We start from the raw sequence: 21,859 nt of genomic DNA, 5'->3' as shown, positions 1-21,859 counted from the left end.
GGACCAGGCCGAGACGGTCCTCCTCGGCCTGGCCCGCGGTTCCGGTACCCGGTCGCTCTCCGGGATGGCCGCCGTGTCCGGGCGGAACGGCCGTTACCGCCGCCCGTTCCTCCAGCTCGACCGGCAGACCGCCCGCACGGCCTGCCTGGCCCAGTCGCTGCCGGTCTGGGACGACCCGCACAACAGCGACCCCTCCTTCACCCGCTCCCGGCTCCGTCACGAGGGGCTGCCGGCCCTGGAGAAGTCCCTGGGCAAGGGGGTGGTCGAGGCCCTGGCGCGGACCGCCCAGCTCTCCCGGGACGACGCCGACGCCCTCGACGCCTGGGCGGACGACGCCGAACGGGCGGTCCGCGCGGCCCCGTCCGGGGACGGGCCGGGCGGGCTCGACGTCCGCAAGCTCGCCGCGCTCCCCCCGGCGATCCGCCGCCGGGTGCTGCGCCGGGCGGCCGTCGCTGCCGGTTCCCCGGCCGGCTCGCTCTTCGCCCGTCACATCGAGGAGATGGACCGGCTGGTCACCGACTGGCACGGTCAGGGGGCGATCAACCTCCCCGGGCGCGTCGAGGTGCGGCGGCGGTGTGGCAATCTGGTGATCCGGCGGGGCGACGAGGCCGCCGCCGGGCACTGAACCGCCTCCCGCCCGCATCCTCCGGCCACCGCCGGGCACGCGTGCCGCCGGGACGGGCCGCAATCGACCGGAAGTGACACGGGTGGACGACAAGGACATGGGCACCGACCTGCAGTCGGTGCTCATCACCAAGGAAGAGATCGACGCCAAGCTGGCCGAGCTGGCGGCGGAGATCGACGCGGAGTACGAGGGCCGCGACCTGCTGATCGTGGGGGTCCTCAAGGGGGCCGTCATGGTCATGGCGGACCTCGCCCGGGCGCTGTCCACCCCCGTCACGATGGACTGGATGGCGGTGTCCTCCTACGGCGCCGGCACCAAGTCCTCGGGCGTGGTCCGCATCCTCAAGGACCTGGACACCGACCTCGCGGGCCGTGACGTCCTGATCGTCGAGGACATCATCGACTCCGGGCTCACGCTCTCCTGGCTGCTGTCCAACCTCAGCTCGCGCGGGCCCGCCTCGCTCAACGTGTGCACCCTGCTGCGCAAGCCGGAGGCCGCCAAGGTCGACATCGACGTCAAGTACGTCGGCTTCGACATCCCCAACGAATTCGTGGTCGGCTACGGGCTGGACTACGCGGAGAAATACCGCAACCTCCCCTTCGTCGGAACGCTCGCGCCGCACGTCTACGGCGGCTAGGGGCCCGGCGGTCCGCGGCCGGCGGATCGGGCCGGCCGCGGGGGCCGCGGGAACGCCGCGGCCGTCCGCGGCGTTGAGTTCCGTACGGGACGGTGGTCGCCGGCCGCCCGGGCAGCGCCCGGGCGGGAAGCTGAGGTACCGTCCGAAGGTCAGTCTTCAACAGGTCGAGTAATTCACCGTACGCACGGCCGGCTCACCGAGCAGCCGCCGTGCCTCACTGTGGCAGGAGGGACGGGGCGCCCGCGCCCCGTATGGATGGACGTGAAGCGCTACTTCCGTGGGCCGGTCATGTGGATCGTGCTGGCCGTCCTCGCCGTGGTCGTGTTGATTCAGGTCGTCGGGTCGTCCGGCGGCTACAAGACGGTGGACACCGGCCAGGTCGTCAACGCGATCGCCGACAACAAGGTCAAGTCCGCCGAGCTCACCACCGGCGACGAGAGCAAGATCAAGATTGAGCTCAAGGGCGACGTCAAGATCGAGGGCAGCGACAAGCTGCAGGCGAGCTACATCGGCGACCAGGGCGCCGAACTCGCCAAGGACCTCCAGGCGAGGGTCAACGACGGGGACGACAGCACGCTGCCCGACGGGTACACCGTCTCCCCGCAGCAGCAGAACGCGTTCGTCAGCGTGCTGCTGTCGCTGCTGCCCTTCGTCCTGATCGTGCTGGTCTTCCTGTTCCTGATGAATCAGATGCAGGGCGGCGGCTCCCGGGTGATGAACTTCGGGAAGTCCAAGGCCAAGCTGATCACCAAGGACACGCCCAAGACCACCTTCGCCGACGTGGCCGGCTCCGACGAGGCCGTGGAGGAGCTCCACGAGATCAAGGAGTTCCTCCAGGAGCCGGCGAAGTTCCAGGCCGTCGGCGCCAAGATCCCCAAGGGTGTGCTGCTCTACGGCCCGCCCGGGACCGGCAAGACGCTGCTCGCGCGCGCCGTCGCCGGCGAGGCGGGGGTGCCGTTCTACTCGATCTCCGGTTCCGACTTCGTCGAGATGTTCGTCGGTGTCGGTGCCTCCCGGGTCCGTGACCTGTTCGAGCAGGCCAAGCAGAACGCCCCGGCGATCGTCTTCGTCGACGAGATCGACGCCGTCGGCCGCCACCGCGGCGCCGGCATGGGCGGCGGCCACGACGAGCGCGAGCAGACCCTCAACCAGCTCCTCGTCGAGATGGACGGCTTCGACGTCAAGGGCGGCGTGATCCTCATCGCCGCCACCAACCGGCCGGACATCCTGGACCCGGCGCTGCTCCGCCCGGGCCGCTTCGACCGGCAGATCGCCGTGGACCGGCCCGACATGCAGGGCCGGCTGGAGATCCTCAAGGTCCACCAGAAGGGCAAGCCGGTCGCGCCCGACGTCGACCTGGGCGCGGTCGCCCGGCGGACCCCCGGTTTCACCGGCGCCGACCTCAGCAACGTCCTCAATGAGGCCGCCCTGCTGACGGCCCGCAGCGACGCCAAGCTGATCGACAACCACTTCCTGGACGAGGCGATCGACCGTGTCGTGGCCGGACCGCAGAAGCGGACCCGGATCATGAGCGACAAGGAGAAGAAGATCACCGCGTACCACGAGGGCGGTCACGCCCTGGTCGCGGCGGCTTCCCCGAACAGCGACCCGGTGCACAAGATCACGATCCTCTCCCGCGGCCGGGCGCTCGGCTACACCATGGTGCTGCCGGAGGAGGACAAGTACTCCACCACGCGCAACGAGATGCTGGACCAGCTCGCGTACATGCTGGGCGGCCGCGCGGCGGAGGAGCTGGTCTTCCACGACCCGACCACCGGTGCCGCCAACGACATCGAGAAGGCCACCGCCACGGCCCGCGCGATGGTCACCCAGTACGGCATGACCGAGCGGCTCGGCGCCATCAAGTTCGGGCAGGACAACTCCGAGCCCTTCGTCGGCCGTGAGATGGGTCACCAGCGGGACTACTCCGAGGAGGTCGCCGCGCTCGTCGACGAAGAGGTGAAGAAGCTCATCGAGACGGCGCACAACGAGGCCTGGGAGATCCTGGTGGAGAACCGGGACGTCCTGGACAACCTCGTCCTCCAGCTGCTGGAGAAGGAGACCCTCGGCAAGGAGGAGATCGCGGAGATCTTCACCCCGGTGGTGAAGCGCCCGGCCCGCCCGGCGTGGACCGGCTCCGCGCGCCGCACCCCCTCGACCCGGCCGCCGGTGCTCTCCCCCAAGGAGCTCACCATGGCCAACGGCTCGCAGTCGGCCGGCCCCGCGCCGTCCGCGAAGGTCTCCACCGACAAGGCGGACCGGCCCGAGGAGCCCGGCTCCCAGAGCTGAGCCCGCGGGCGTCCGCCCGTACGGAATGAGTGCCGCGCCCTCCCGGGTTCTACCCTGGAGGGCGCGGCACTGCGCTGTGGGCCCGCCGCGGGAGCGGCCGGCGGCCGGGCGCGTGCGGCGCGCGGGCCCGCCGGGGCCCGGACGGCGCCCGCACGACACAGGTACGAGGAACGAGGCACACATGACCGATCCGGTGACGCTGAACACCCTGGCCGGCGGGCGCGCCATCGGCGACTTCGACGAGAAGCGGGCGGAGAGCGCCATCCGCGAACTGCTGATCGCGGTCGGCGAGGACCCGGACCGGGAAGGCCTCAGGGAGACGCCCGCCCGGGTCGCCCGGGCCTACCGGGAGATCCTCGGCGGGCTCCGCCAGGACCCGGAGGACGTCCTCACCACCACCTTCGACCTGGGCCACGACGAGATGGTGCTGGTCAAGGACATCGAGATCGTCAGCCTCTGCGAGCACCACCTGCTCCCCTTCCACGGTGTCGCCCACATCGGCTACATCCCCGCCGAGACCGGCAAGATCACCGGGCTGTCGAAGCTCGCCCGGCTGGTGGACGTCTTCGCGCGCCGGCCGCAGGTGCAGGAGCGGCTGACCACGCAGGTCGCCGACTCGCTGATGCGCATCCTGGAGGCGCGCGGGGCGATCGTCGTCATCGAGGCCGAGCACATGTGCATGTCGGTGCGCGGCATCCGCAAGCCCGGCGCCAAGACGACGACCTCCGCGGTCCGCGGGCAGCTCCGCGACTCCACGACCCGGGCCGAGGCGATGAGCCTGATCCTGGCCCGCTGACGCCCCGGCCGCCCTCGGTGGTCGCCGCCGTGCCCGGCGGCCGGGAGGGGACGGTGCCCCGGCCGGTGGTGGCGGGGACCGCCTAAGGTGGTGCCATGAGCAGCGTGCGCGGCGTGGTGGCCGGCCTTCCGGAGTGGGACCGCTGCGCGGTGATGGGCGTGGTGAACGTGACGCCCGACTCCTTCTCCGACGGTGGCCGCTGGTTCGACACCAGGGACGCGGTCAAGCACGGTCTGGAGCTGGTCGCCGAAGGGGCCGATCTGGTCGACGTCGGCGGGGAGTCCACCCGGCCGGGGGCCTCCCGGGTCGACGAGGCGGAGGAGCTGCGCCGGGTGATCCCGGTGGTCCGCGGGCTGGCCGCCGAGGGGGTCACCGTCAGCGTGGACACGATGCGCGCCGCCGTCGCCGAGCGGGCGGTGGCCGCCGGCGCGGCGCTGGTCAACGATGTCAGCGGCGGACTCGCGGACCCGTCGATGGTGCCCGCGGTGGCCGCCGCCGGGGTGCCGTTCGTGGTGATGCACTGGCGGGGCTTCTCCGCCGGCATGAACAGCCGTGCCGTCTACACCGACGTGGTGCGCGAGGTGGTCGCGGAGCTGGAGGAGCGGATGGCCGCCGTGGTGGCGGGGGGCGTGGCGCCCGAACGGGTGGTGATCGACCCCGGACTCGGGTTCGCCAAGCGGGCCGAACACGATCTGGCGCTGCTGGCCGCGCTGCCGGAGCTGCGGCGCCTGGGCCGCCCGGTGCTCGTCGCGGCCTCCCGCAAGCGGTTCCTCGGCCGGGTGCTGGCCGGTCCCGGCGGTGATCCGCCGCCCGCCCGGGAGCGGGACGCGGCCACCGCCGCCGTCTCCGCGATCTCGGCGCGAGAGGGTGCCTGGGCGGTGCGGGTGCACGCCGTGCGCGCGACGGCGGACGCGGTGCGGGTGGCGCGCGCCGTCGAGGGGGCCGGGTGAGCGGGCCGGCCCGGACCGACCACGAGCGGGTCGAGCAGGCCAACAGCGCGCTGTACGAGGCGATGGAGCAGGGTGACTTCGAGGCGCTGTCCGCGCTGTGGCTGCCCGGCGACGTCAGCTGCGTGCACCCCGGCTGGCCGGTGCTGCGGGGCACCGGGGAGGTGCTGCGCTCCTATGCGCTGATCATGGCCAACACCGAGTACATCCAGTTCTTCCTGACGGATGTCGAGGTGGAGATCGACGGGGACACCGCACTGGTGACCTGTACCGAGAACATCCTCAGCGGCGGCCCCGCGGAGGAGGAGGGCGAGCTGGGCCCGCTGGTGGGGCAGCTCGTCGTGGCCACCAACGTCTTCCGCCGTACCGGTGACGGCTGGCGGCTCTGGGCGCACCACGGCTCACCGGTCCTGGCGGACACCGCCGGCGGGGAGGACGGGGACGACGGGACGGACGGGGAGAACGGGGCCGGTGAGGGGTCCGGGCCGGGCGGTGCGGGCCTCCTCTAGAACCTCCACCCAGGTGTCACAGCTCACCCGTTCGAGCGGCGCCGGCCCCGGGTAGGGAGTGGGAGCGCGGGGTACGGACCGCTGTGGAACGGCGGCGGCGGTGGTGATCCACCGGGCGCCGGACCGCCACCGCGGGCGACCACCCTCCCGAACGCCACCGGTGGCCGCCGGTAGATTCGTTCCGCGCGTGACGCCCCGCCCCCGGCCCCGATCCGGAGCCGGCCCGGAGAACCGGGAGAGGCGGGGTGACGCGGCACCCGGCGGCGCGCTCACCGGGGCGTCCGTGATCCGTGACCGACAGCAGGAGTGATGGGTGTGGACCGAGTCGCGCTGCGTGGCCTCCGGGCGCACGGGCACCACGGGGTGTTCCCCGAGGAGCGGGAGAAGGGCCAGGTCTTCGTGGTGGACCTCGTCCTCGGGCTCGACGCCCGGCCCGCCGCGGCCGGCGACGACCTCGCGCTGACGGTGAACTACGGTGTGGTGGCCGAGGAGGCCGTGGCCGCCGTACAGGGGGAGCCGGTCGACCTGATCGAGACGCTCGCCGAGCGGATCGCCGAGCGGTGCCTGCGGCACGACCCGGTACGGGAGGTCGAGGTCGTCGTCCACAAGCCGGACGCGCCGATCACCGTGCCCTTCGACGACGTGACCATCACCATCACCCGGAGCCGCTGATGACCATGAGCGACCCCACCGTGCAGCCCGTTCCGGCCTCGGTGGCCGAATGGGTCGACGCAGCCGATGTCACCCTCTCCAACCCGAAACGGGCGGTGATCGCCCTGGGCAGCAACCTGGGCAACCGCCTGGAGACCCTCCAGGGGGCGGTGGACGCCCTGGAGGACACCCCGGGCGTCCGGGTCAAGGCGGTCTCCCCCGTCTACGAGACGGAGCCCCGGGGCGTGGACCCGTCCTCCCAGCCCTCGTACTTCAACGCCGTGGTGCTGGTGAAGACCACGCTGCCGCCGGGCTCGCTGCTGGAGCGCGGGCACGCCATCGAGGAGGCGTTCGAGCGGGTGCGGGACGAGCGCTGGGGCCCCCGCACCATCGACGTGGACATCGTCGCCTACCAGGACGTCCGCTCCGACGACCCGGCGCTCACCCTGCCGCACCCCCGGGTGCACGAACGCGCGTTCGTCCTGGCCCCGTGGCACGACGTGGACCCGTCGGCCGAGGTGCCGGGGCGCGGCCGGGTGGCGGAACTGCTGGCCGGCCTCGCGGACCAGGGGATCGAACAGCGCGGGGACCTGGAACTCCGGCTGCCGGAGTAGCCGTTACCCTCGTGTCCGCCGGCCGTCCGCGGGCGGTCCGGCATGTCCGTCCGGCAGGAGGAGCGAAGCGCTCGGTGAGGCAACTTCCCATCAGGGTCCTGGTCGGCATCTTCGGTATCGCCGGGGTGCTCGCCTGGGCCGTCGCGGGGACGTGGGACAGCTACGGCTCGCTGCCCGGTGTGCCCCTGTTCGCGCCTCTGGTGCTGGCGGCCATCGCCGCCGCCCTGGCGGCCACGGCGCTGTCGCTGCGGAGCAGGCTGCGGGCCCAGCGCGAGCGGCGGCCCGGTGCCAAGGGCGTGGAGCCGATGGTGGCCGCCCGGGCCGTGGTCTTCGGCCAGGCCAGCGCGCTGGTCGCGGCGCCGGTCGCGGGCGGTTACGGCGGTGTGGCCGTCTTCCTGCTCACGGCGGGCCTGGCGGGCGGCACCCGTGGCTCGCAGGCCCTCTACGCCGGCTGCTCGGTGGTCGCGGGCGCGGCCGTGGTCGCCGCCGGGCTGTTCCTGGAGCGCGTCTGCCGGCTGCCCGAGGGCGGGGACGGGAGCGGGGACGACGGGCCGGGGCTCTCCGCGGCCTGACGGGCCGGCCTGACGACCATGCCGAGAGGCACCGTGCGGCCGTCAGGCGCCCGCCACGGTGTCCAGGCTCACCTCCTCCCGCCGCACCGCCTGGGCCTGGGCGCCGACGGAGCGGCGCAGCGCCTCGTGCAGCCCCGTCGGGGTGAGGACGCCGAGGAAGCGGTCGCCGTCCAGCACGGCTATCCACCCCGCGTCGTGCTGGAGCATCGTGGCGAACGCCTGTTTGAGCGGGGCGCCGACCGGCAGCCACGCCTCCATCCGGCGCGTGTGGTCCCGGACGCTGCCCGCCGGGGCGCCGGGGCCCGCCGCCCGTACGGCGTCGGCCGGTATCCAGCCGTGCAGCCGGTTCTCCGCGTCCAGGACGACCGCCCAGCGGGAGCCCTCCGCGGCCAGCGCGCCGACGGCGGTGCCCAGCGGGTCGTCCAGCCGGACGACCGGGGGCCGCTCCAGGTCACCCGGCTCGACCGGGGTGACCGAGAGCCGTTTCAGCCCGCGGTCCGCGCCCACGAAGTCCGCCACGTACCGGTTCGCCGGGGCGCCGAGGACGGCCGCCGGAGCGTCGAGCTGCTCGATCCGCCCGTGCCCGTAGACGGCGATCCGGTCACCGAGGCGGACGGCCTCCTCCAGGTCGTGGGTGACGAGCAGGACCGTCTTCCGCAGCTCCGCCTGGAGCGCCAGGAACTCGTTCTGGAGCCGCTCCCGGACCACGGGGTCGACGGCCCCGAACGGCTCGTCCATCAGCAGCACGGGCGGATCGGCGGCGAGCGCGCGGGCCACCCCGACCCGCTGGCGCTGCCCGCCGGAGAGCTGGTCGGGGTAGCGGCCGCCGTACACGGCGGGGTCCAGGCCGACGAGGTCGAGGAGTTCGGCCGCGCGCTCGCGGCTCTGCCGCCGCGTCCCCCCGAGCAGCCGCGGCACGGTGGCGGTGTTGTCGAGCACGGTGCGGTGCGGCAGGAGCCCGACCTGCTGGATGACGTAGCCGATGGAGCGGCGCAGCCGGACCGGGTCCGTCGCGGCGACGTCCTCGCCGTTCACCAGCACCCGCCCCGAGGTGGGCTCGATCAGCCGGTTCACCATCTTCATGGTCGTCGTCTTGCCGCAGCCCGACGGGCCGACGAGGGTGACCAGCTCCCCCTCCGCCACCTCGAACGAGAGATCCTCCACGGCGGTGGTGCCGTCGGGATAGCGCTTGGTCACCTGCTCGAAGCGGATCAATGTCTCCCCCTGGGGTAGCGGTTCCGGTGGACGGCCGCACGCCGCCGGAGGCGTGAACCGGGTCGTTCCGGAGCAACATACCCGCGCGGAGGTCCCGTACGGTCTGTCGGACCCGGCACGTAGAGTCGGCTCCCGACACGGGGCGGCTCGGGCCGCCCGGCCCGACGGCCCGCCGCACGGTGCGGTGGCACGGCACACGGGGGAGGTGCGGGCATGAGCGCGCGGAGCTGCCTGGCGGCGAACGAGTGGATCTGCGGGGAGTATCTGCGCAGCCGCTCCCAGGAACTGGTGGACGCGACCGTCCAGCATGTGGGCATCGCCCTCTCCTCCGTCGCCCTCGGGCTGCTGGTGGCGCTGCCGCTGGCGCTGCTGGTGCGCCGGTGGCGCGGTCTGGCCGGACCGGTGCTGGGGCTGACCACCGTGCTCTACACCGTTCCCTCGCTGGCGCTGTTCGCCCTGCTGATGCCGGTGTTCGGTCTCTCCGCCGCGGTGGTGGTGACGGGGCTGGCGCTCTACTCGCTGACGATCCTGGTGCGCAACCTGCTCGCCGGGCTGGACGCCGTCCCGGCCGAGACGCGCGAGGCGGCGCGCGGCATGGGGTACGGCCCGCTGCGCCTGCTGCTGGAGGTCGAGCTGCCCCTCGCGCTGCCGGCGCTGATGGCGGGGGTGCGGATCGCCACGGTCTCCTCCGTGTCGCTCACCACCGTCGGGGCGATCGTGGGCCACGGCGGGCTCGGCGATCTGCTCTACGCCGGCCTGGACAGCTACTTCAAGGCCCAGGTGCTGACCGCCTCGGTGCTCTGCGTGGTGCTGGCCGTGACGGCGGACGTGCTGCTGCTCGGTGTCCAGCGGCTGCTCACCCCCTGGACGCGGACGGGGAAGCCGGCCCCCGCCGCCCGCCGGAGAGGGCGGGGCGGCGGTCCGGCGGGCGGGCCGGGCGGTCCTGGCCATCCGGGCGGCCCCGGCGGCCCGGGGACAGCCGCCTCCGGCGGCACCGGGGCCGCCGCGGGCCCCGTGCCGTCCGTCACCTCCGCGGCGAAGGCGGGCTGATCGCGTGGACTTCCTGGTGGACGCCTGGAACTGGCTGCTCACCCCGGCGCACTGGGCGGGGGCGGGCGGAGCCGGGCGGCGGCTCGTCGAGCACCTCCGGCTGACGGGGATCAGCCTGGCCCTCGCCTGCGCGGTGGCGCTCCCGCTCGCGCTGTGGCTCGGCCACCGCGGCCGGGGCGGCGCGCTGGCGGTCAACCTCTCCAACGCGGGGCGGGCGGTGCCGACCTTCGCCGTGCTGGTGCTGTTCGCCCTCACCCCGCTGGGCCGCCTCGGCGACGTCCCGACGATCCTCGCGCTGGTCCTCTTCGCCGTCCCGCCGCTGCTCACCAACGCCTACGTCGGGATGCGGGAGGCCGACCGGGACGCCGTCGAGGCCGCCCGCGGCATGGGCATGTCGGGCGGGCAGGTCTTCCTCGGGGTCGAGCTGCCGCTCGCCTTCGGCCTGATCATGACGGGGATACGCTCGGCGGCGGTGCAGATCGTCGCCACGGCCACCCTGGCCGCGCTCGCCGGCGGCGGCGGGCTGGGCCGGATCATCACCGCGGGCTTCAACACCTACAGCACGCCGCAGGTCGTGGCCGGGGCGCTGCTCGTCGCCGGGCTGGCCCTGGCCGTCGAGGCGCTGCTGGCGCCCGTGCAGTGGCTGCTGGACCCGGTACGGCGGTCCCGGGGAGCCGGCCGCCGGCCGGGCCCCTCCGCGAAGCCCGCCGCCGGGACCGCCGGCGGCGCCTTCGGTAACAGCGGTAACAGCGGTAACGGCAGTAACGGCAGTAACGGCATATCGAACAGCCCGAGCAGGATCAGCGGCGCGCGTGGCGCCGGCGAGACCAGCACGACACGTTCCGAACTGGACGGTGATCTCCGATGAGCAGAACCCGGCGCTCCGCGACGGCCCTCCGTATCCCCCGCGCCCCCCGTGCCCGCCGTACTTTCGGCGCCTTGGCGGCCGCCGCCGTGCTCGTGGCCGGGGCGGCGGGATGCGGCGGCGAGAGTCTGGAGGAGTCCGGCGGCGGCGACAAGCCGGCCGGCGAGAGCAAGGGCACGCTGGTGGTCGGCTCCGCCGGTTTCACGGAGTCCGCGCTGATGGCCCGGATGTACGCGGCGCTGCTGACGGACGCCGGTTACGACACCACGGTCAAGACCCTCAAGAACCGGGAGTTGTACGCGCCGGCGCTGGAGAAGGGCGAGATCGACGTGGTGCCGGAATACGCGGCCACCCTCGCCGAATTCCTCAACGCCAAGGAGAACGGGGCCAATGCGGAGCCCGTCGCGACCAACGACGTGACCGAGACGGTCGCGGCGCTGGAGAAGCTCGCGGAGCCGCGCGGTCTGAAGGTACTCCGTCCGGGTGAAGCCGTGGATCAGAACGCCTACGCGGTCACCGAGGAATTCGCGCAGAAGAACGATCTTGAAACCCTCTCCGATCTGGGACGTTCCGGGAAGAAGATCAAACTCGCCGCGGGTGACGAGTGCGACGTGCGGCCCTTCTGCCGGCCCGGCCTGGAGAAGACCTACGGCATCGACATCACCGCCGTCGACCCCAAGGGCGTGGGCACCCCGCAGGCGAAACAGGCCGTCAAGGACGGCGTCGACCAGATGGTGCTCACCACCACCACCGACGCCACGCTGAAGGAATTCGGGCTGGTCCTGCTGGAGGACGACAAGGGCCTGCAGAACGCCGACAACGTCCTGCCCGTGGTGAACGCCGAGGACGCCGGCGCGAAGGATGTCGAACGCGCCCTGGACAAGCTCACCGAGGTCCTCACCACCAAGGACCTCACGGAGCTCAATCGCCGGGTCGACGCCGACCGCGAGAAGGCCGCGGATGTGGCGGAGGACTACCTCCGGTCCAAGGGGCTGCTGGACAGGTAACCGGCGGAAAACAGATTGTCGTCGTGGTCCCCATCGCCTGGCGGTGCGCGGTAAGTTTCTGGCCATGTCACGTGGACGCCACCGCCATTCCCCACCCCTGCACCGGCTTCTCCCGCCCTCGACCGTGATCGGCGTCGCGGCCGCCTGCGCCGTCGGCGCGCTGCTCACCGGCGATCCGGCGGTTCTCCGGGCGCTGGTGGTGGCCGCGGCGGTCGCGGCCGCCACCGGCGCGGTGCTGATGCGCGTCTGGGACCGCGCCGCCGGCAAGCAGGTCGCCGACCTGCACCGGGCCCGGACCCGTGACGAGTGGCGGGCGGAGGAGCGGATCGCGGAGCTGGAGACGGACGTCGAGGAGTTCCGCACCCTCCGCGCCGAGATGGAGACCAAGCTGCGCGCCAAGCGCACCGAACTGGCCCGGCTCCGCAACGAGCACGCGGGCCTGCTCCGCCGCTACGCCACCGCCGAGACGGAGCGGGCCAGCGCCCTGGAGGGCCGCCGGCTGCTGGCGATAGAGGCCGGCCCGTCCCACTCCACGCTCGGCGCGGGCGGCGCGCCCACCCCGGCCACCTACCTCCGGGCCTCCGAGGCCCTGCGCCGGCTGGCCCGCAACGGCGCCCGCCAGCAGGCGCAGCGCACCGTCGAGGAGGCCCGGCGCCGGGACACCGAGCAGGCGGCCCGGGACGAGCGCGAGGAGTCCGACCAGCCGCGGGGGAGGCACGCCGCCGGCTCCGGGCAGGCCGACGGCCCGGCGGACGGTGCCGGGCGCGGCGCCGCCGGTACACCCGCGGTGGCGTCCCGCGGGCAGGGCCCCGTGCCCGCCGCCTCGGCCGTCGCCCCGTACGAGCCGCGACGGGGCGCCACGTCCCGTGCCGAGGGCGGCTTCGACTTCTTCGGCACCCAGTCCGCGCGCGCCGCACACCACTCCGAGCCGCAGGCCGCCGCCGGGACGCCGGACGAGCAGGCGGGTCCCGTGTCCACCGGCGGACCGGAGGCCCCCGCCGAGGGTGCCGCCGGACCGGTGGGCCAGGAGGCCGCCGGGACCGCGGAGGCCGCGGAGAGGACGGACCGGCCGGCGCGGCCCGAGCCGCGGCAGGCGAGGCGACGGCAGGCCGCCCGGCGGGCGGAGACGCCGCGGGCGGGCAAGGGCGGCCCGCAGCCGCTCTCCCAGAAGCCGCCGATGGGCCCGCAGCCGCCCCGGCAGGCGGACGGGGGCGGCGAGCCCGGGGAGCCGGTGGAGCCGGAGCACGCCCTGAGCGAGGCCGGCGAGGTCATCGACCTCACGGAACACGACGAGACCGAGCAGCTCAACCTGCGCGCCCTGCGCGCCCACTCCTCCTGACCCGCCTCTCCTGACCCGCGGCTCGCGGCCCCGGGCGGTGGGCGGCCGGCGGTTCCCCGCTCGCCGTCCGCCCCGGTGACAGCGCCCCGCCGGCCGCACAGGCCGCACATCCGCACAGCCCGTAGAGCGGCCAGAGCAGCGCTCACGACGCAGCGGCACCCGCGGTCCCGCCGCCCCGTTCCTCCCGGACGGGGCGGCGGTGCCGTTCCGGGGCCCGGGGCCCAAGGGCGGACCGTCCGTCGCCGACCGTCCGTCGCCGATCGCCCGTCGCGCTCGGGCCGGCGCCGCCCCCGCCGGTGCCTGTGGCCCGGGCCCCGCGCGCCGGTGCCTACTTGTCGATGTCCCCGACGACGAAGAAGAGCGAGCCGAGGATCGAGACCATGTCCGACACCAGCGTCCCCGGCAGCAGCTCCGCCAGCGCCTGCACGTTGTTGAAGGAGGCCGAGCGCAGCTTCAGCCGGTACGGCGTCTTCTCCCCCTTGGACACCAGGTAGTAGCCGTTGAGCCCGAGCGGGTTCTCCGTCCAGGCGTAGGTGTGGCCCTCCGGGGCCTTCAGCACCTTCGGCAGCCGCTGGTTGACGGGGCCGGGCGGCAGCGCGGCGAGCCGGTCCAGGCAGGCGTCGGCCAGGTCCAGCGCGACCCGCGTCTGCTCCAGCAGGCATTCGAAACGGGCCAGGCAGTCGCCCTCCTCGCGGGTCACCACCCGCAGCACGTCCGCGAGTTCCCCGTAGGCCAGGTAGGGCTCGTCGCGCCGGAGGTCGAAGTCGACGCCCGAGGCGCGGGCGATGGGCCCGCTGATGCCGTAGGCGTGCACCGCGGCGGGGGAGAGCACGCCGACGCCGCGGGTCCGGCCGCGGAAGATCTCGTTGCCGAGCACCAGGTCGTCGTACGTGCCCATCCGGGACCGGACGGAGGCGACGGCCTGCCGGGCCCGCCCCGTCCACCCCGCGGGCAGATCCTCCTTGAGGCCGCCGACCCGGTTGAACATGTAGTGCATCCGGCCGCCGGAGACCTCCTCCATGACGGCCTGGAGGTCCTCGCGCTCGCGGAAGGCGTAGAACACGGGGGTGATCCCGCCGAGTTCCAGCGGGTACGAGCCGAGGAACATCAGGTGGTTCAGCACCCGGTTGAGCTCGGCGAGGAGCGTGCGCGCCCACACCGCGCGCTCCGGCACCTCCATGCCCAGCATCCGCTCGACGGCCAGCACCACGCCCAGCTCGCCGGAGAAGGCGGAGAGCCAGTCGTGCCGGTTGGCCAGCACGATGATCTGCCGGTAGTCCCGCGCCTCGAAGAGTTTCTCCGCGCCCCGGTGCATGTAGCCGACGACGGGCTCGGCCGAGCGGATCCGCTCCCCGTCCAGCACGAGCCGCAGGCGCAGCACCCCGTGGGTGGACGGATGCTGCGGACCGATGTTGAGCACCATGTCCGTGCTCTCCGCCGCACCGCCGATGCCGACTGTGGTCTCCGTCATGGGAACAGTCTGGCAGCCCGGCCGCTCCGCCTACGCTGGAGGCATGGAGACGGGGACGGGCAGAGGCACCGGAGGCACGGGCGGAGCGGGCGCGGCCCCCCACGCGGGGGACGGGACGGCCGCGGGAGACGGTACGGGGGTGCACGCAACGGGCGAGGACGCGGAGGCGCCCGGCATACGGACGGCGGCGGAGACGCGCCCGGAGGCCGGAGGGCCGGCCGGGGCGGGCGCCGGTCCGCCCGCCGGCGTCGACCCCGTCCCGCCCGCGGGCGCGGAGCCCGTTCCGGCCACGCGGGAGGCCGGCGGGCCGGCCGGGGCGCGCGCCGTCCCGCCCGCGGGCGCGGAGCCCGTTCCGGCCACCGGTGGGGAACCCGTTCCGGCCACCGGCGCCGGACCCGGCCCGTCCCCCGGCGCCCGGTCCGGCCCGTCCGCAGCTCCGGGAATCGGGCTGCACGATGGGCTGGAGGCCGACTGGACGCCGCTGCCGCCCGGCCTGCTGCGGCTGCGCCGCTCGGTACTGGCGGTGACGGTGGTGGTGCTGGCCGTCGGGCTCGCCGCCCTCCTCCTGCCCGCCGCCGGGCCGGTCTGGGCGGTGTGCGCGCTGGCGCCCGTGCCGCTCGGCGGCTGGGGCTGGTGGCTGCTGGGCCGCAACTGGCGCTCCTGGCGCTACGCCGAGCGCTCCGACGACCTGCTGCTCAGCCGGGGTGTGCTGTGGCGGGAGCTGACGGTGGTGCCGTACGGGCGGATGCAGCTGGTCGAGGTCACCTCCGGCCCGCTGGAGCGCCGCTTCGGCCTGGCGAGCGTGCAGCTGCACACCGCCGCGGCGGCCTCCGACGCCCGGATTCCCGGGCTGCTGCCCGCCGAGGCGGCGCGGCTGCGCGACCGGCTGACCGAGCTCGGCCAGGCCCGATCGGCGGGCCTGTGACCGGCCGCCCCGGACCCGGCCCCGGTCCCGGCTCTGGCCCTGGCCCCGGACCGGAGCGGGCGGACGGCGCGGCGGAGGCCGGTGGCGGCCCCGTGCGCGCGGAGTATCCGGAACCGGCGGACGACGCACGGGCAACCGGCCCGGCCACGGGCGAGACGGCGGCGCCCAGGGAAACGGCGGCCCGCCCGGGGCTCGGCGCCGGGGCCGGGACCGAGGCCGGGGCGGCGGCAGGCGGCCGGGCAGTGGACGCGGCGGACGGAACTGCCGGAGGTCCCACGGCTGTGCACACCGGGACCGGAACGGTGGGAGCCGCCGCGGCGGCAGCACAAGCCGGAGCTGCGACGGCTGCCGGGGGAGGCGGAGACGACCCGGAAGCCGAAGCCGAGGTGCGGAACGGAACAGAGGCCGGCGGGAGGGTGGCCACGGCGGCGGATGCGGTGGCCGGGGCGCCGGACCCCGACGGGGAGTCCCCGGAGCACGCCGTGTCCGAGCGGCGGCTGCACCCCGTCACCCCGTTCCGCCGTGCCTGGGCCCCGATCGCCGTGGCCGTGACGTTCATGATCAACGACCTCGGCCGCGTCCAGCAGTGGTTCGGTGAGCTCACCACCTCCCGGGCCCTGCTCGGGCTGCCGGCCGTCGTGCTGGCCGCCGCCGCGTACGGCTTCCTGAGCTGGTGGGTCACGCACTTCGCGGTCACGGAACGGGAGCTGCGCATCCGCTCCGGCCTCCTCTTCCGCCGCACCGCGCACATCCGTCTCGACCGGTTGCAGGCCGTGGACGTCACCCAGCCGCTGCTGGCCCGGTTCCTGGGCGTGGCCAAACTGAAGATGGACGTCCTCGGCGCCGACGCCAAGGACGAACTGGCGTACCTCGGCGACCGGGAGGCGCGGGAGCTGCGCGCCGAACTGCTGGCCCGGGCGGCGGGCATCGCCCCCGAGTCGGCGAAGACGGTCGGGGAGGCGCCGGCGCGGCAGCTCGCGAGGGTCCGCCCCCGCACCCTCGCCGTGGCGATCCTGCTGCTCGTCGGGGTCTGGGCGGGCGTGGCCGCCGGGATCGCGGGAACGGCGGCCATCTGGTACCTCAGCGGTGAGCCCTGGCCGGCCCTCGCCGCGGCGATCCCGGCCCTGGGCGCGGTCTGGGCGAGCAGCGTGGGGCGGTTCGTCACCGAGTACGACTGGACGGTGGGGGAGTCGCCGGACGGGCTCCGCCTCGACCACGGACTGCTGGACCGGGCGCACGAGACCGTCCCGCCCGGGCGGGTGCAGTGCCTGCGGATCGTCGAGCCGCTGCTGTGGCGGCGGCTGGGCTGGGTCCGGGTGGAGCTGGACGTCGCCGGGTCGAAGAACACCGTGCTGCTGCCGGTGGCGGATCGCGCGACCGCGGGCGCGGTGGTCGCGCGGGTGCTGCCGGGGGTGGACCTGCCGGCGGTCACCGGCGCCCTCCGCGGCGCGCCGCGGAGGGCGTACCGGTGCGTGCCGGTGTGGTGGCGGGGTTACGGCTTCGCCGCGGAGGGCCCGGTCTTCGCCGCCCGCCACGGACTGCTGGGCCGCACCCTCTCCCTCGTCCCGCACGCCAAGGTGCAGAGCGTGCGGCTCGGGCAGGGGCCGTGGCAGCGGATGCAGGGGCTGGCGGACGTGACGGTGGACACCGGGGCCAACAAATCGGTGACCGCGCGCCTCCGGGACGCGGACGAGGCCCATGAGGCGGTCCGCGCCCAGGCCGACCGCTCCCGCACCGGCCGCCACGAGGCCCTGCCGGACCGCTGGCTGACGGCCGGCTGAGCGGCGGCCGCCCGCCGGGCAAGCCACGGGCCGGCCGGCGGCGGGTGGTGACGACCGGCGCCTCGGCGCCGGCGGGGGCCCGGCGGACGCGGACGGACCGGGGCGCCGTCCCATCGGGACCGGGGTGCCGTTCCCCGGACCGTCGCGCCGTCCCCGGGACGGTCGGCGGCCGGTGGCCGCCTATGCGCGGGACGGCAGCACGCTCGCCAGGGACGCCGGGAGGCCGGTGCCCACCGGCTGGAGCAGCCAGCCGAAGGACCCCAGGCCGGAGGGGTCGGTCAGCTCCGCCGCCGCACCGGCCCGGCTCAGCGCGCGGACGTACGCCGCCGGGTCCCGTGCGGCGAGTGCCATCGGCGGCCGTTCCCCCGTGACGCCGAGGGCCCGGAGCACCTCCCGCTGGGTCACCAGGACGGGCTCGCCCACCGCCGCCGGGGGAGCCCCGTCCGGCGGTGCGGGCTCTCCACCCACCGCGGCCGGGGGCCGCCCGGCCGGTGCCGCCGGTTCCCCGCGCGGTGCCGGCTCCCCGTCCGGCGGTGGTGCCGAAGGCGCCGCCGGGGCCGTCGCCCCGCCGGCGGGCCCGGGGCACGCCGCACCCCCGTCGCGGCCCCCTTCACAGCCCCTGGCGCTGCTCCTGCTGTCATCCCCGGCGCCGCCGCGATCCGGGGCGGGGACGGGGCGACCGCCGCCCCGCGCGTCCGCCGGGGCGGGGCGGCCCCGCGCGCCGTGTTCCGCGGCGGCGTGCCGGCCCGCCTCCGCACAGGCGTCCAGGGCGACGTGGCTCGTGAGGTCGCAGGAGCCGTCCGGTACGGGGACCGCCTCGCGGCCGTCCCGGAAACCGGTCAGCGTGCCCAGCGGGGGCCTCGTGGCCCGGGTGTGGGCGTAGTCCACCGCGACCGCGAGCCCCCGGCCGAGCGCGCGTACGGCGCGCGCCCAGGCCACGTCCCGGGTGCGGCCGATCTCGGCGCGCGTACCCGGCTCCGGGGCGGGCGGCCACCAGCGGTGCAGCCAGGCGGCGTCCTCCCCGGTGACGGGCGGGCCGAGGGTCTCCCGCCCGTCCGGATCGACCAGCACGAGGCGCGGTACGCCCCGCTCGTCCACCTCCGCCACGTCGGCCGGCACGTTGTCCAGCCACTCGTTGGCGAAGAGCAGCCCCACCAGCCCCTCTTCGGGGCCGGGAAGCTCCCTCCGCCAGCCGATCCGGGGGTCCAGCCCGCCGGGACGGGGGGCGCGTTCGACGGCGCACGGCCGGAGCCGCTCCGCGACCTCCCCGGGTACCGCCGCCAGAACGCCGGTGAGCAGTTCGCCCCGTCCCGCTCCCACGTCCACCAGCGCCAGCTCCGGCGGCCGGCCCAGGGCGCGGTCCACCCGCACCAGCAGCTCCGCCACCGCGCCGGCGAAGAGCGGGGAGGCGTGGACGGAGGTGCGGAAGTGGTTCGCGGGGCGCTCCCGCAGATAGAAGCCGCCGGGGCCGTAGAGCGCCCGCTCGGCCGCCTCCCGCCATCCCACGGGTCCGGCGCCCCCGGCCGGTCCGGTGCCCCCGGCTGGTCCGGCGCCCTGGGTCGGCCCGCCGCTCCCGGCTGGTCCGTCGCTCGTCGCAGGCCCGTCGCTTCCTGCCGTCCCGCCGCCCCCTGCCGTCCCGCCGCCCCCGGCCGGTCCGCGGCCGGCGGCCGTCCCGGGCACCCCGGCCCCCCGGGCGCCCTCGGGCCCGCCGCGTTCTGCGGCGCTCCGGGCCGGGCCGTTTCCGCCCGCGTGCGCCCCCGTGTCCGCTCGCGCGGCACCGCTCCCCGCCCGGGTTCTCCCGGCCTCATTCCCGCTCGTCACCTCCCCACGGTAGGCGTGCCGGGGCGCGCGTCGGCACGCCCGTACGGCCAGGCCGGGGCCAGGCGGGGGTCAGGCGAGGGTCAGGCCGGGGCGCGCCCCGGCACGCGTGGCAGTGCACATCGGATGGGTGAAGTGTCCACCTTGGGGAGTAGGACCCCGGCCCAGGATCGGCCGCCGGGCGGACCTCACCGCTGTCCCGTCCTCCCTACCCTGGGTGACGTGCAGCGCCTCTATGACTTCCTCCGCAGGCACCCGACGGGTGTCGACACCTTCTGGGCTGCCGTCCTGCTGCTGTTCGGCGGGTTGTGGGTGGCGGAGGAGACCGCGGGCAGCCCCGGCCGCCGCCTCGCGGGTGTCGTCGTCATCGCCTCGCTGTGCACGGTCGTCGCCCTGCGCCGCCGGGCGCCGGAGCAGATGCTGCTGGTCGCCACGTTCGCGGGAGTGCTGCAACTGCTCACCGACATCCGGCAGAACCCGGCCGACTTCGGCATGCTCGTGGCCGTCTACACGGCGGCCGCCCAGGGGAACCGCTGGGCCTCCCGGTTCGCCCTGGGGAGCGGGCTCCTCGCGGCCACCCTGCACAATCTGCGCTGGCCGCCGGACGTCTCCGGCATGACCCAGCTCGTGGTCCTCACCACCTTCATGACCGTGCCGTTCGTGCTCGCCTGGGTGCTCGGCGACTCACTGCGCACCCGCCGCGCCTACTACGCCGAGCTGGAGGAGCGCGCCGCCCGGCTGGAACGCGAGCGGGAGGTGCGCTCCAAGGTCGCGGTGGCCGCCGAACGCTCCCGGATCGCCCGGGAGCTGCACGACGTGGTGGCCCACAACGTGTCGGTGATGGTGGTGCAGGCGGACGGCGCGGCCTACGTCCTGGACACCAGCCCCGACCAGGCCAGGCAGGCGCTGGAGACGATCTCCGGCACCGGCCGGCAGGCGCTCGCCGAGATGCGCCGCCTGCTGGGTGTGCTGCGGACCGGGGAGGGGGAGCGGAGCGGCGAGTACCTGCCGCAGCCCGACGTCGCGCAGCTCGGGGATCTCATCGAACAGGTGCGCGGAGCCGGGCTGCCGGTGGTCTTCGAGGTCGGCGGGGCGCCGCGCCCGCTGGCGAGCGGCGTCGAGCTGACCGCGTACCGGATCGTGCAGGAGGCGCTCACCAACACCCGCAAGCACGGCGGCCCGGACGCCGGCGCGCTCGTCCGGCTGACCTACGGTGAGGGCGAGCTCGAACTGCTGGTCGAGGACGACGGCCGGGGCGCCCGCCGGCAGCTCTACGAGGAAGGCGGCGAGGACGGCCTCGGCCAGGGGCTGATCGGCATGCGGGAGCGGGTCGGCGTGGTCGGCGGCAGCCTGGACGCCGGGCCACGGCCGGGCGGCGGGTTCCGCATCAGCGCGGTGCTGCCGCTGAAGCCGGCGGTCTGAATCCCGGGCCGCCCGCCGCATGTTCCGAGCGCCCGAGTGCCCGCGCCCGAGTGCCCGAATGCGCGGCCTGCCGCGCTCCGCGGGCTCCTCGCCGGCCCCCTCGCCGGCCCGGAGGTCTCCGCCGGGCCCGCCCCGCAACCCGCCCCCGCCCGCGGGGCGTCTCCGGCACCGTCGAACACCCGTACCCCCGACCGTCCGCCCCGCCCCGGCGCCCTGCCGGCCCCGCTCCCCACACCCCATCGAGAGAGGCCCCCATGACCATCCGCGTGATGCTCGTCGACGACCAGGCGTTGCTGCGCACCGGATTCCGCATGGTGCTCGCGGCCCAGCCCGACATGGAGGTCGTCGCCGAGGCCGGGGACGGGGCCGAGGCGGTGGAGGCGCTCACCGCCGCCGACCCCGACGTCGTCCTGATGGACGTCCGGATGCCCCGGCTGGACGGGGTGGAGGCCACCCGCCGGATCTGTGCCCTGGAGGGCGCGCCCAAGGTGCTCATCCTCACCACCTTCGACCTGGACGAGTACGCCTTCTCCGCGCTCCGGGCCGGTGCGAGTGGGTTCATGCTGAAGGACGTGCCGCCCACCGAACTGCTGTCCGCGATCCGCGCCGTGCACTCAGGGGACGCCGTGGTCGCGCCCAGCACCACCCGCCGCCTCCTCGACCGCTTCTCGGTGCTGCTGCCGGCGCCCGCCGATCTGCCCGGGCAGGGCCGGCTGGGGCGGCTGACCGAACGCGAGCGGGAGGTCATGCTGCTGGTGGCGCAGGGGCTGTCGAACGGGGAGATCGCGCGCCGCCTGGTGCTCTCGGAGGCCACCGTGAAGACGCATGTGGGCCGCATCCTCACCAAGCTGGAGCTGCGCGACCGCGTGCAGGTCGTGGTCCTCGCCTACGAGACGGGGCTGGTCCGGGCCGGGAGCGGCGGGGCGGCGTAGGGCGCCCGCCGGTTCGTTCCTGCCGGGGTGCCGGGGTGCCGGGGTGCCGGGGTGCCGGGGTGCCGGGGTGCCGGGGTGCCGGGGTGCCGGGGTGGTGCGGCGGTGGGGCGGTGGGGCGGTGGGGCCGGAGGGCCGGCGCGCCGTCGCCCCGGCTCCGGGCCGTCGCCCCGGCTCCGCGCCGTCGCCCCGGCTCCGGGCCGCCGTCCGGCCTTTCCGGAGCGAGGCGCCCACCCGGGTCCTCGGCCCCTTCTCCCGCTTCTCCGCGCGGGTGGCCCGGTCCGCGCGGGTGGCCCGGGCCTCCCGTGGGTTCGCCGCCGGCGTGGCCACGGAAGCAGCGCGGCCGGCGGGCGCGGGCAGGTGCCTGCTCCGCGGTCCCCGGCAGCCGCCCCCGGCG

The 21,859-nt window shown here is 75.4% G+C and carries 19 protein-coding genes and 1 pseudogene; 17 read left to right on the top strand and 3 right to left on the bottom strand.

Annotation, left to right across the window (positions count from 1 at the left end):
• The 9 genes from HCK00_RS25045 to HCK00_RS25005 all read left to right on the top strand — a co-directional run.
• The coding region (locus HCK00_RS25045; RefSeq protein ID WP_206320934.1) for a PP-loop family protein at nt 1-625 on the top strand (625 nt) is incomplete at its 5' end.
• A gap of 97 nt (nt 626-722) precedes the next feature.
• Nucleotides 723-1,262 (top strand): hypoxanthine phosphoribosyltransferase, encoded by a 540-nt coding sequence (gene hpt / locus HCK00_RS25040; protein WP_168104319.1) that lies wholly within the window; start codon nt 723-725, stop codon nt 1,260-1,262.
• A gap of 255 nt (nt 1,263-1,517) precedes the next feature.
• Complete coding sequence (gene ftsH, locus HCK00_RS25035) at nt 1,518-3,551, top strand: ATP-dependent zinc metalloprotease FtsH (RefSeq protein WP_168104309.1); 2,034 nt, start codon at nt 1,518-1,520, stop codon at nt 3,549-3,551.
• Nucleotides 3,552-3,732: 181 nt separating this feature from the next.
• Nucleotides 3,733-4,347: a GTP cyclohydrolase I FolE gene (gene folE, locus HCK00_RS25030; protein WP_168104308.1), complete on the top strand. Its 615-nt coding sequence runs from the start codon at nt 3,733-3,735 to the stop codon at nt 4,345-4,347.
• Between the two features lie 95 nt (nt 4,348-4,442).
• On the top strand, nt 4,443-5,297 hold the full coding sequence (gene folP, locus HCK00_RS25025) for a dihydropteroate synthase (RefSeq protein WP_168104307.1): 855 nt from the start codon (nt 4,443-4,445) through the stop codon (nt 5,295-5,297).
• Entirely contained in the window at nt 5,294-5,803 is a 510-nt protein-coding gene (locus HCK00_RS25020) for a nuclear transport factor 2 family protein (RefSeq protein ID WP_168104306.1), read from the top strand. The genes folP and HCK00_RS25020 overlap by 4 nt, the downstream gene beginning before the upstream one ends.
• Nucleotides 5,804-6,118: 315 nt before the next feature.
• Nucleotides 6,119-6,475 carry a dihydroneopterin aldolase gene (gene folB, locus HCK00_RS25015; protein WP_168104318.1) on the top strand — a complete coding sequence of 119 codons (357 nt, stop codon included), beginning with the start codon at nt 6,119-6,121 and terminating at the stop codon, nt 6,473-6,475.
• The gene (gene folK / locus HCK00_RS25010; protein ID WP_168104305.1) at nt 6,475-7,068 is read left to right on the top strand and encodes a 2-amino-4-hydroxy-6-hydroxymethyldihydropteridine diphosphokinase; all 594 of its coding nucleotides are present in this window, start codon (nt 6,475-6,477) and stop codon (nt 7,066-7,068) included. Before folB ends, folK begins: the two co-directional genes overlap by 1 nt.
• A gap of 74 nt (nt 7,069-7,142) precedes the next feature.
• Nucleotides 7,143-7,640 carry a DUF3180 domain-containing protein gene (locus tag HCK00_RS25005; protein WP_168104304.1) on the top strand — a complete coding sequence of 166 codons (498 nt, stop codon included), beginning with the start codon at nt 7,143-7,145 and terminating at the stop codon, nt 7,638-7,640.
• 42 nt (nt 7,641-7,682) lie between these two features.
• Here the strand turns inward: HCK00_RS25005 and HCK00_RS25000 are convergent, their stop codons facing one another.
• Entirely contained in the window at nt 7,683-8,855 is a 1,173-nt protein-coding gene (locus HCK00_RS25000; RefSeq protein ID WP_168104303.1) for an ABC transporter ATP-binding protein, read from the bottom strand.
• 213 nt (nt 8,856-9,068) lie between these two features.
• Here HCK00_RS25000 and HCK00_RS24995 point away from each other — a divergent pair, with 213 nt between their 5' ends.
• The 4 genes and pseudogenes from HCK00_RS24995 (at nt 9,069) to HCK00_RS24980 (ending at nt 13,116) form a co-directional block, all read left to right on the top strand.
• Nucleotides 9,069-9,905 carry an ABC transporter permease gene (locus HCK00_RS24995; RefSeq protein ID WP_168104302.1) on the top strand — a complete coding sequence of 279 codons (837 nt, stop codon included), beginning with the start codon at nt 9,069-9,071 and terminating at the stop codon, nt 9,903-9,905.
• 4 nt (nt 9,906-9,909) lie between these two features.
• Nucleotides 9,910-10,629, top strand: a pseudogene (locus HCK00_RS24990) (ABC transporter permease); the annotation flags it as partial.
• A 140-nt stretch (nt 10,630-10,769) separates the two neighbouring features.
• Complete coding sequence (locus HCK00_RS24985; protein ID WP_168104300.1) at nt 10,770-11,777, top strand: ABC transporter substrate-binding protein; 1,008 nt, start codon at nt 10,770-10,772, stop codon at nt 11,775-11,777.
• Between the two features lie 64 nt (nt 11,778-11,841).
• Entirely contained in the window at nt 11,842-13,116 is a 1,275-nt protein-coding gene (locus tag HCK00_RS24980; RefSeq protein ID WP_168104299.1) for a hypothetical protein, read from the top strand.
• Between the two features lie 328 nt (nt 13,117-13,444).
• Here HCK00_RS24980 and HCK00_RS24975 read toward each other — a convergent pair whose 3' ends face one another.
• Nucleotides 13,445-14,587: an NADH-quinone oxidoreductase subunit D gene (locus tag HCK00_RS24975; RefSeq protein WP_168104298.1), complete on the bottom strand. Its 1,143-nt coding sequence runs from the start codon at nt 14,585-14,587 to the stop codon at nt 13,445-13,447.
• 442 nt (nt 14,588-15,029) lie between these two features.
• Here HCK00_RS24975 and HCK00_RS24970 point away from each other — a divergent pair, with 442 nt between their 5' ends.
• Together HCK00_RS24970 and HCK00_RS24965 are read left to right on the top strand one after the other, a co-directional pair.
• Nucleotides 15,030-15,512, top strand: a complete 483-nt coding sequence (locus tag HCK00_RS24970; RefSeq protein ID WP_168104317.1) for a PH domain-containing protein — start codon at nt 15,030-15,032, stop codon at nt 15,510-15,512.
• 482 nt (nt 15,513-15,994) lie between these two features.
• The gene (locus HCK00_RS24965; protein WP_375782007.1) at nt 15,995-17,293 is read left to right on the top strand and encodes a PH domain-containing protein; all 1,299 of its coding nucleotides are present in this window, start codon (nt 15,995-15,997) and stop codon (nt 17,291-17,293) included.
• 180 nt (nt 17,294-17,473) lie between these two features.
• Here the strand turns inward: HCK00_RS24965 and HCK00_RS28040 are convergent, their stop codons facing one another.
• Nucleotides 17,474-18,799, bottom strand: coding sequence for an SAM-dependent methyltransferase (locus HCK00_RS28040; RefSeq protein WP_311765479.1), 1,326 nt, complete (start codon nt 18,797-18,799; stop codon nt 17,474-17,476).
• 534 nt (nt 18,800-19,333) lie between these two features.
• On the opposite strand from HCK00_RS28040, the gene HCK00_RS24955 reads away from it, so the two are divergent.
• Both HCK00_RS24955 and HCK00_RS24950 read left to right on the top strand, forming a co-directional pair.
• Complete coding sequence (locus tag HCK00_RS24955; protein WP_168104295.1) at nt 19,334-20,533, top strand: sensor histidine kinase; 1,200 nt, start codon at nt 19,334-19,336, stop codon at nt 20,531-20,533.
• A gap of 254 nt (nt 20,534-20,787) precedes the next feature.
• A complete protein-coding gene (locus HCK00_RS24950; protein WP_168104294.1) occupies nt 20,788-21,465 on the top strand; it encodes a response regulator in 678 nt (225 codons plus the stop codon).
• Nucleotides 21,466-21,859 lie beyond the last annotated feature (394 nt).

Origin of the sequence: Streptomyces zingiberis (genome assembly GCF_012034935.1) — a bacterium.
GTDB classification, from domain to species: Bacteria; Actinomycetota; Actinomycetes; order Streptomycetales; family Streptomycetaceae; genus Streptomyces; species Streptomyces zingiberis.
Note: the sequence above shows the minus strand (reverse complement) of the source record. Positions and strands in the feature narration are given on the sequence as shown.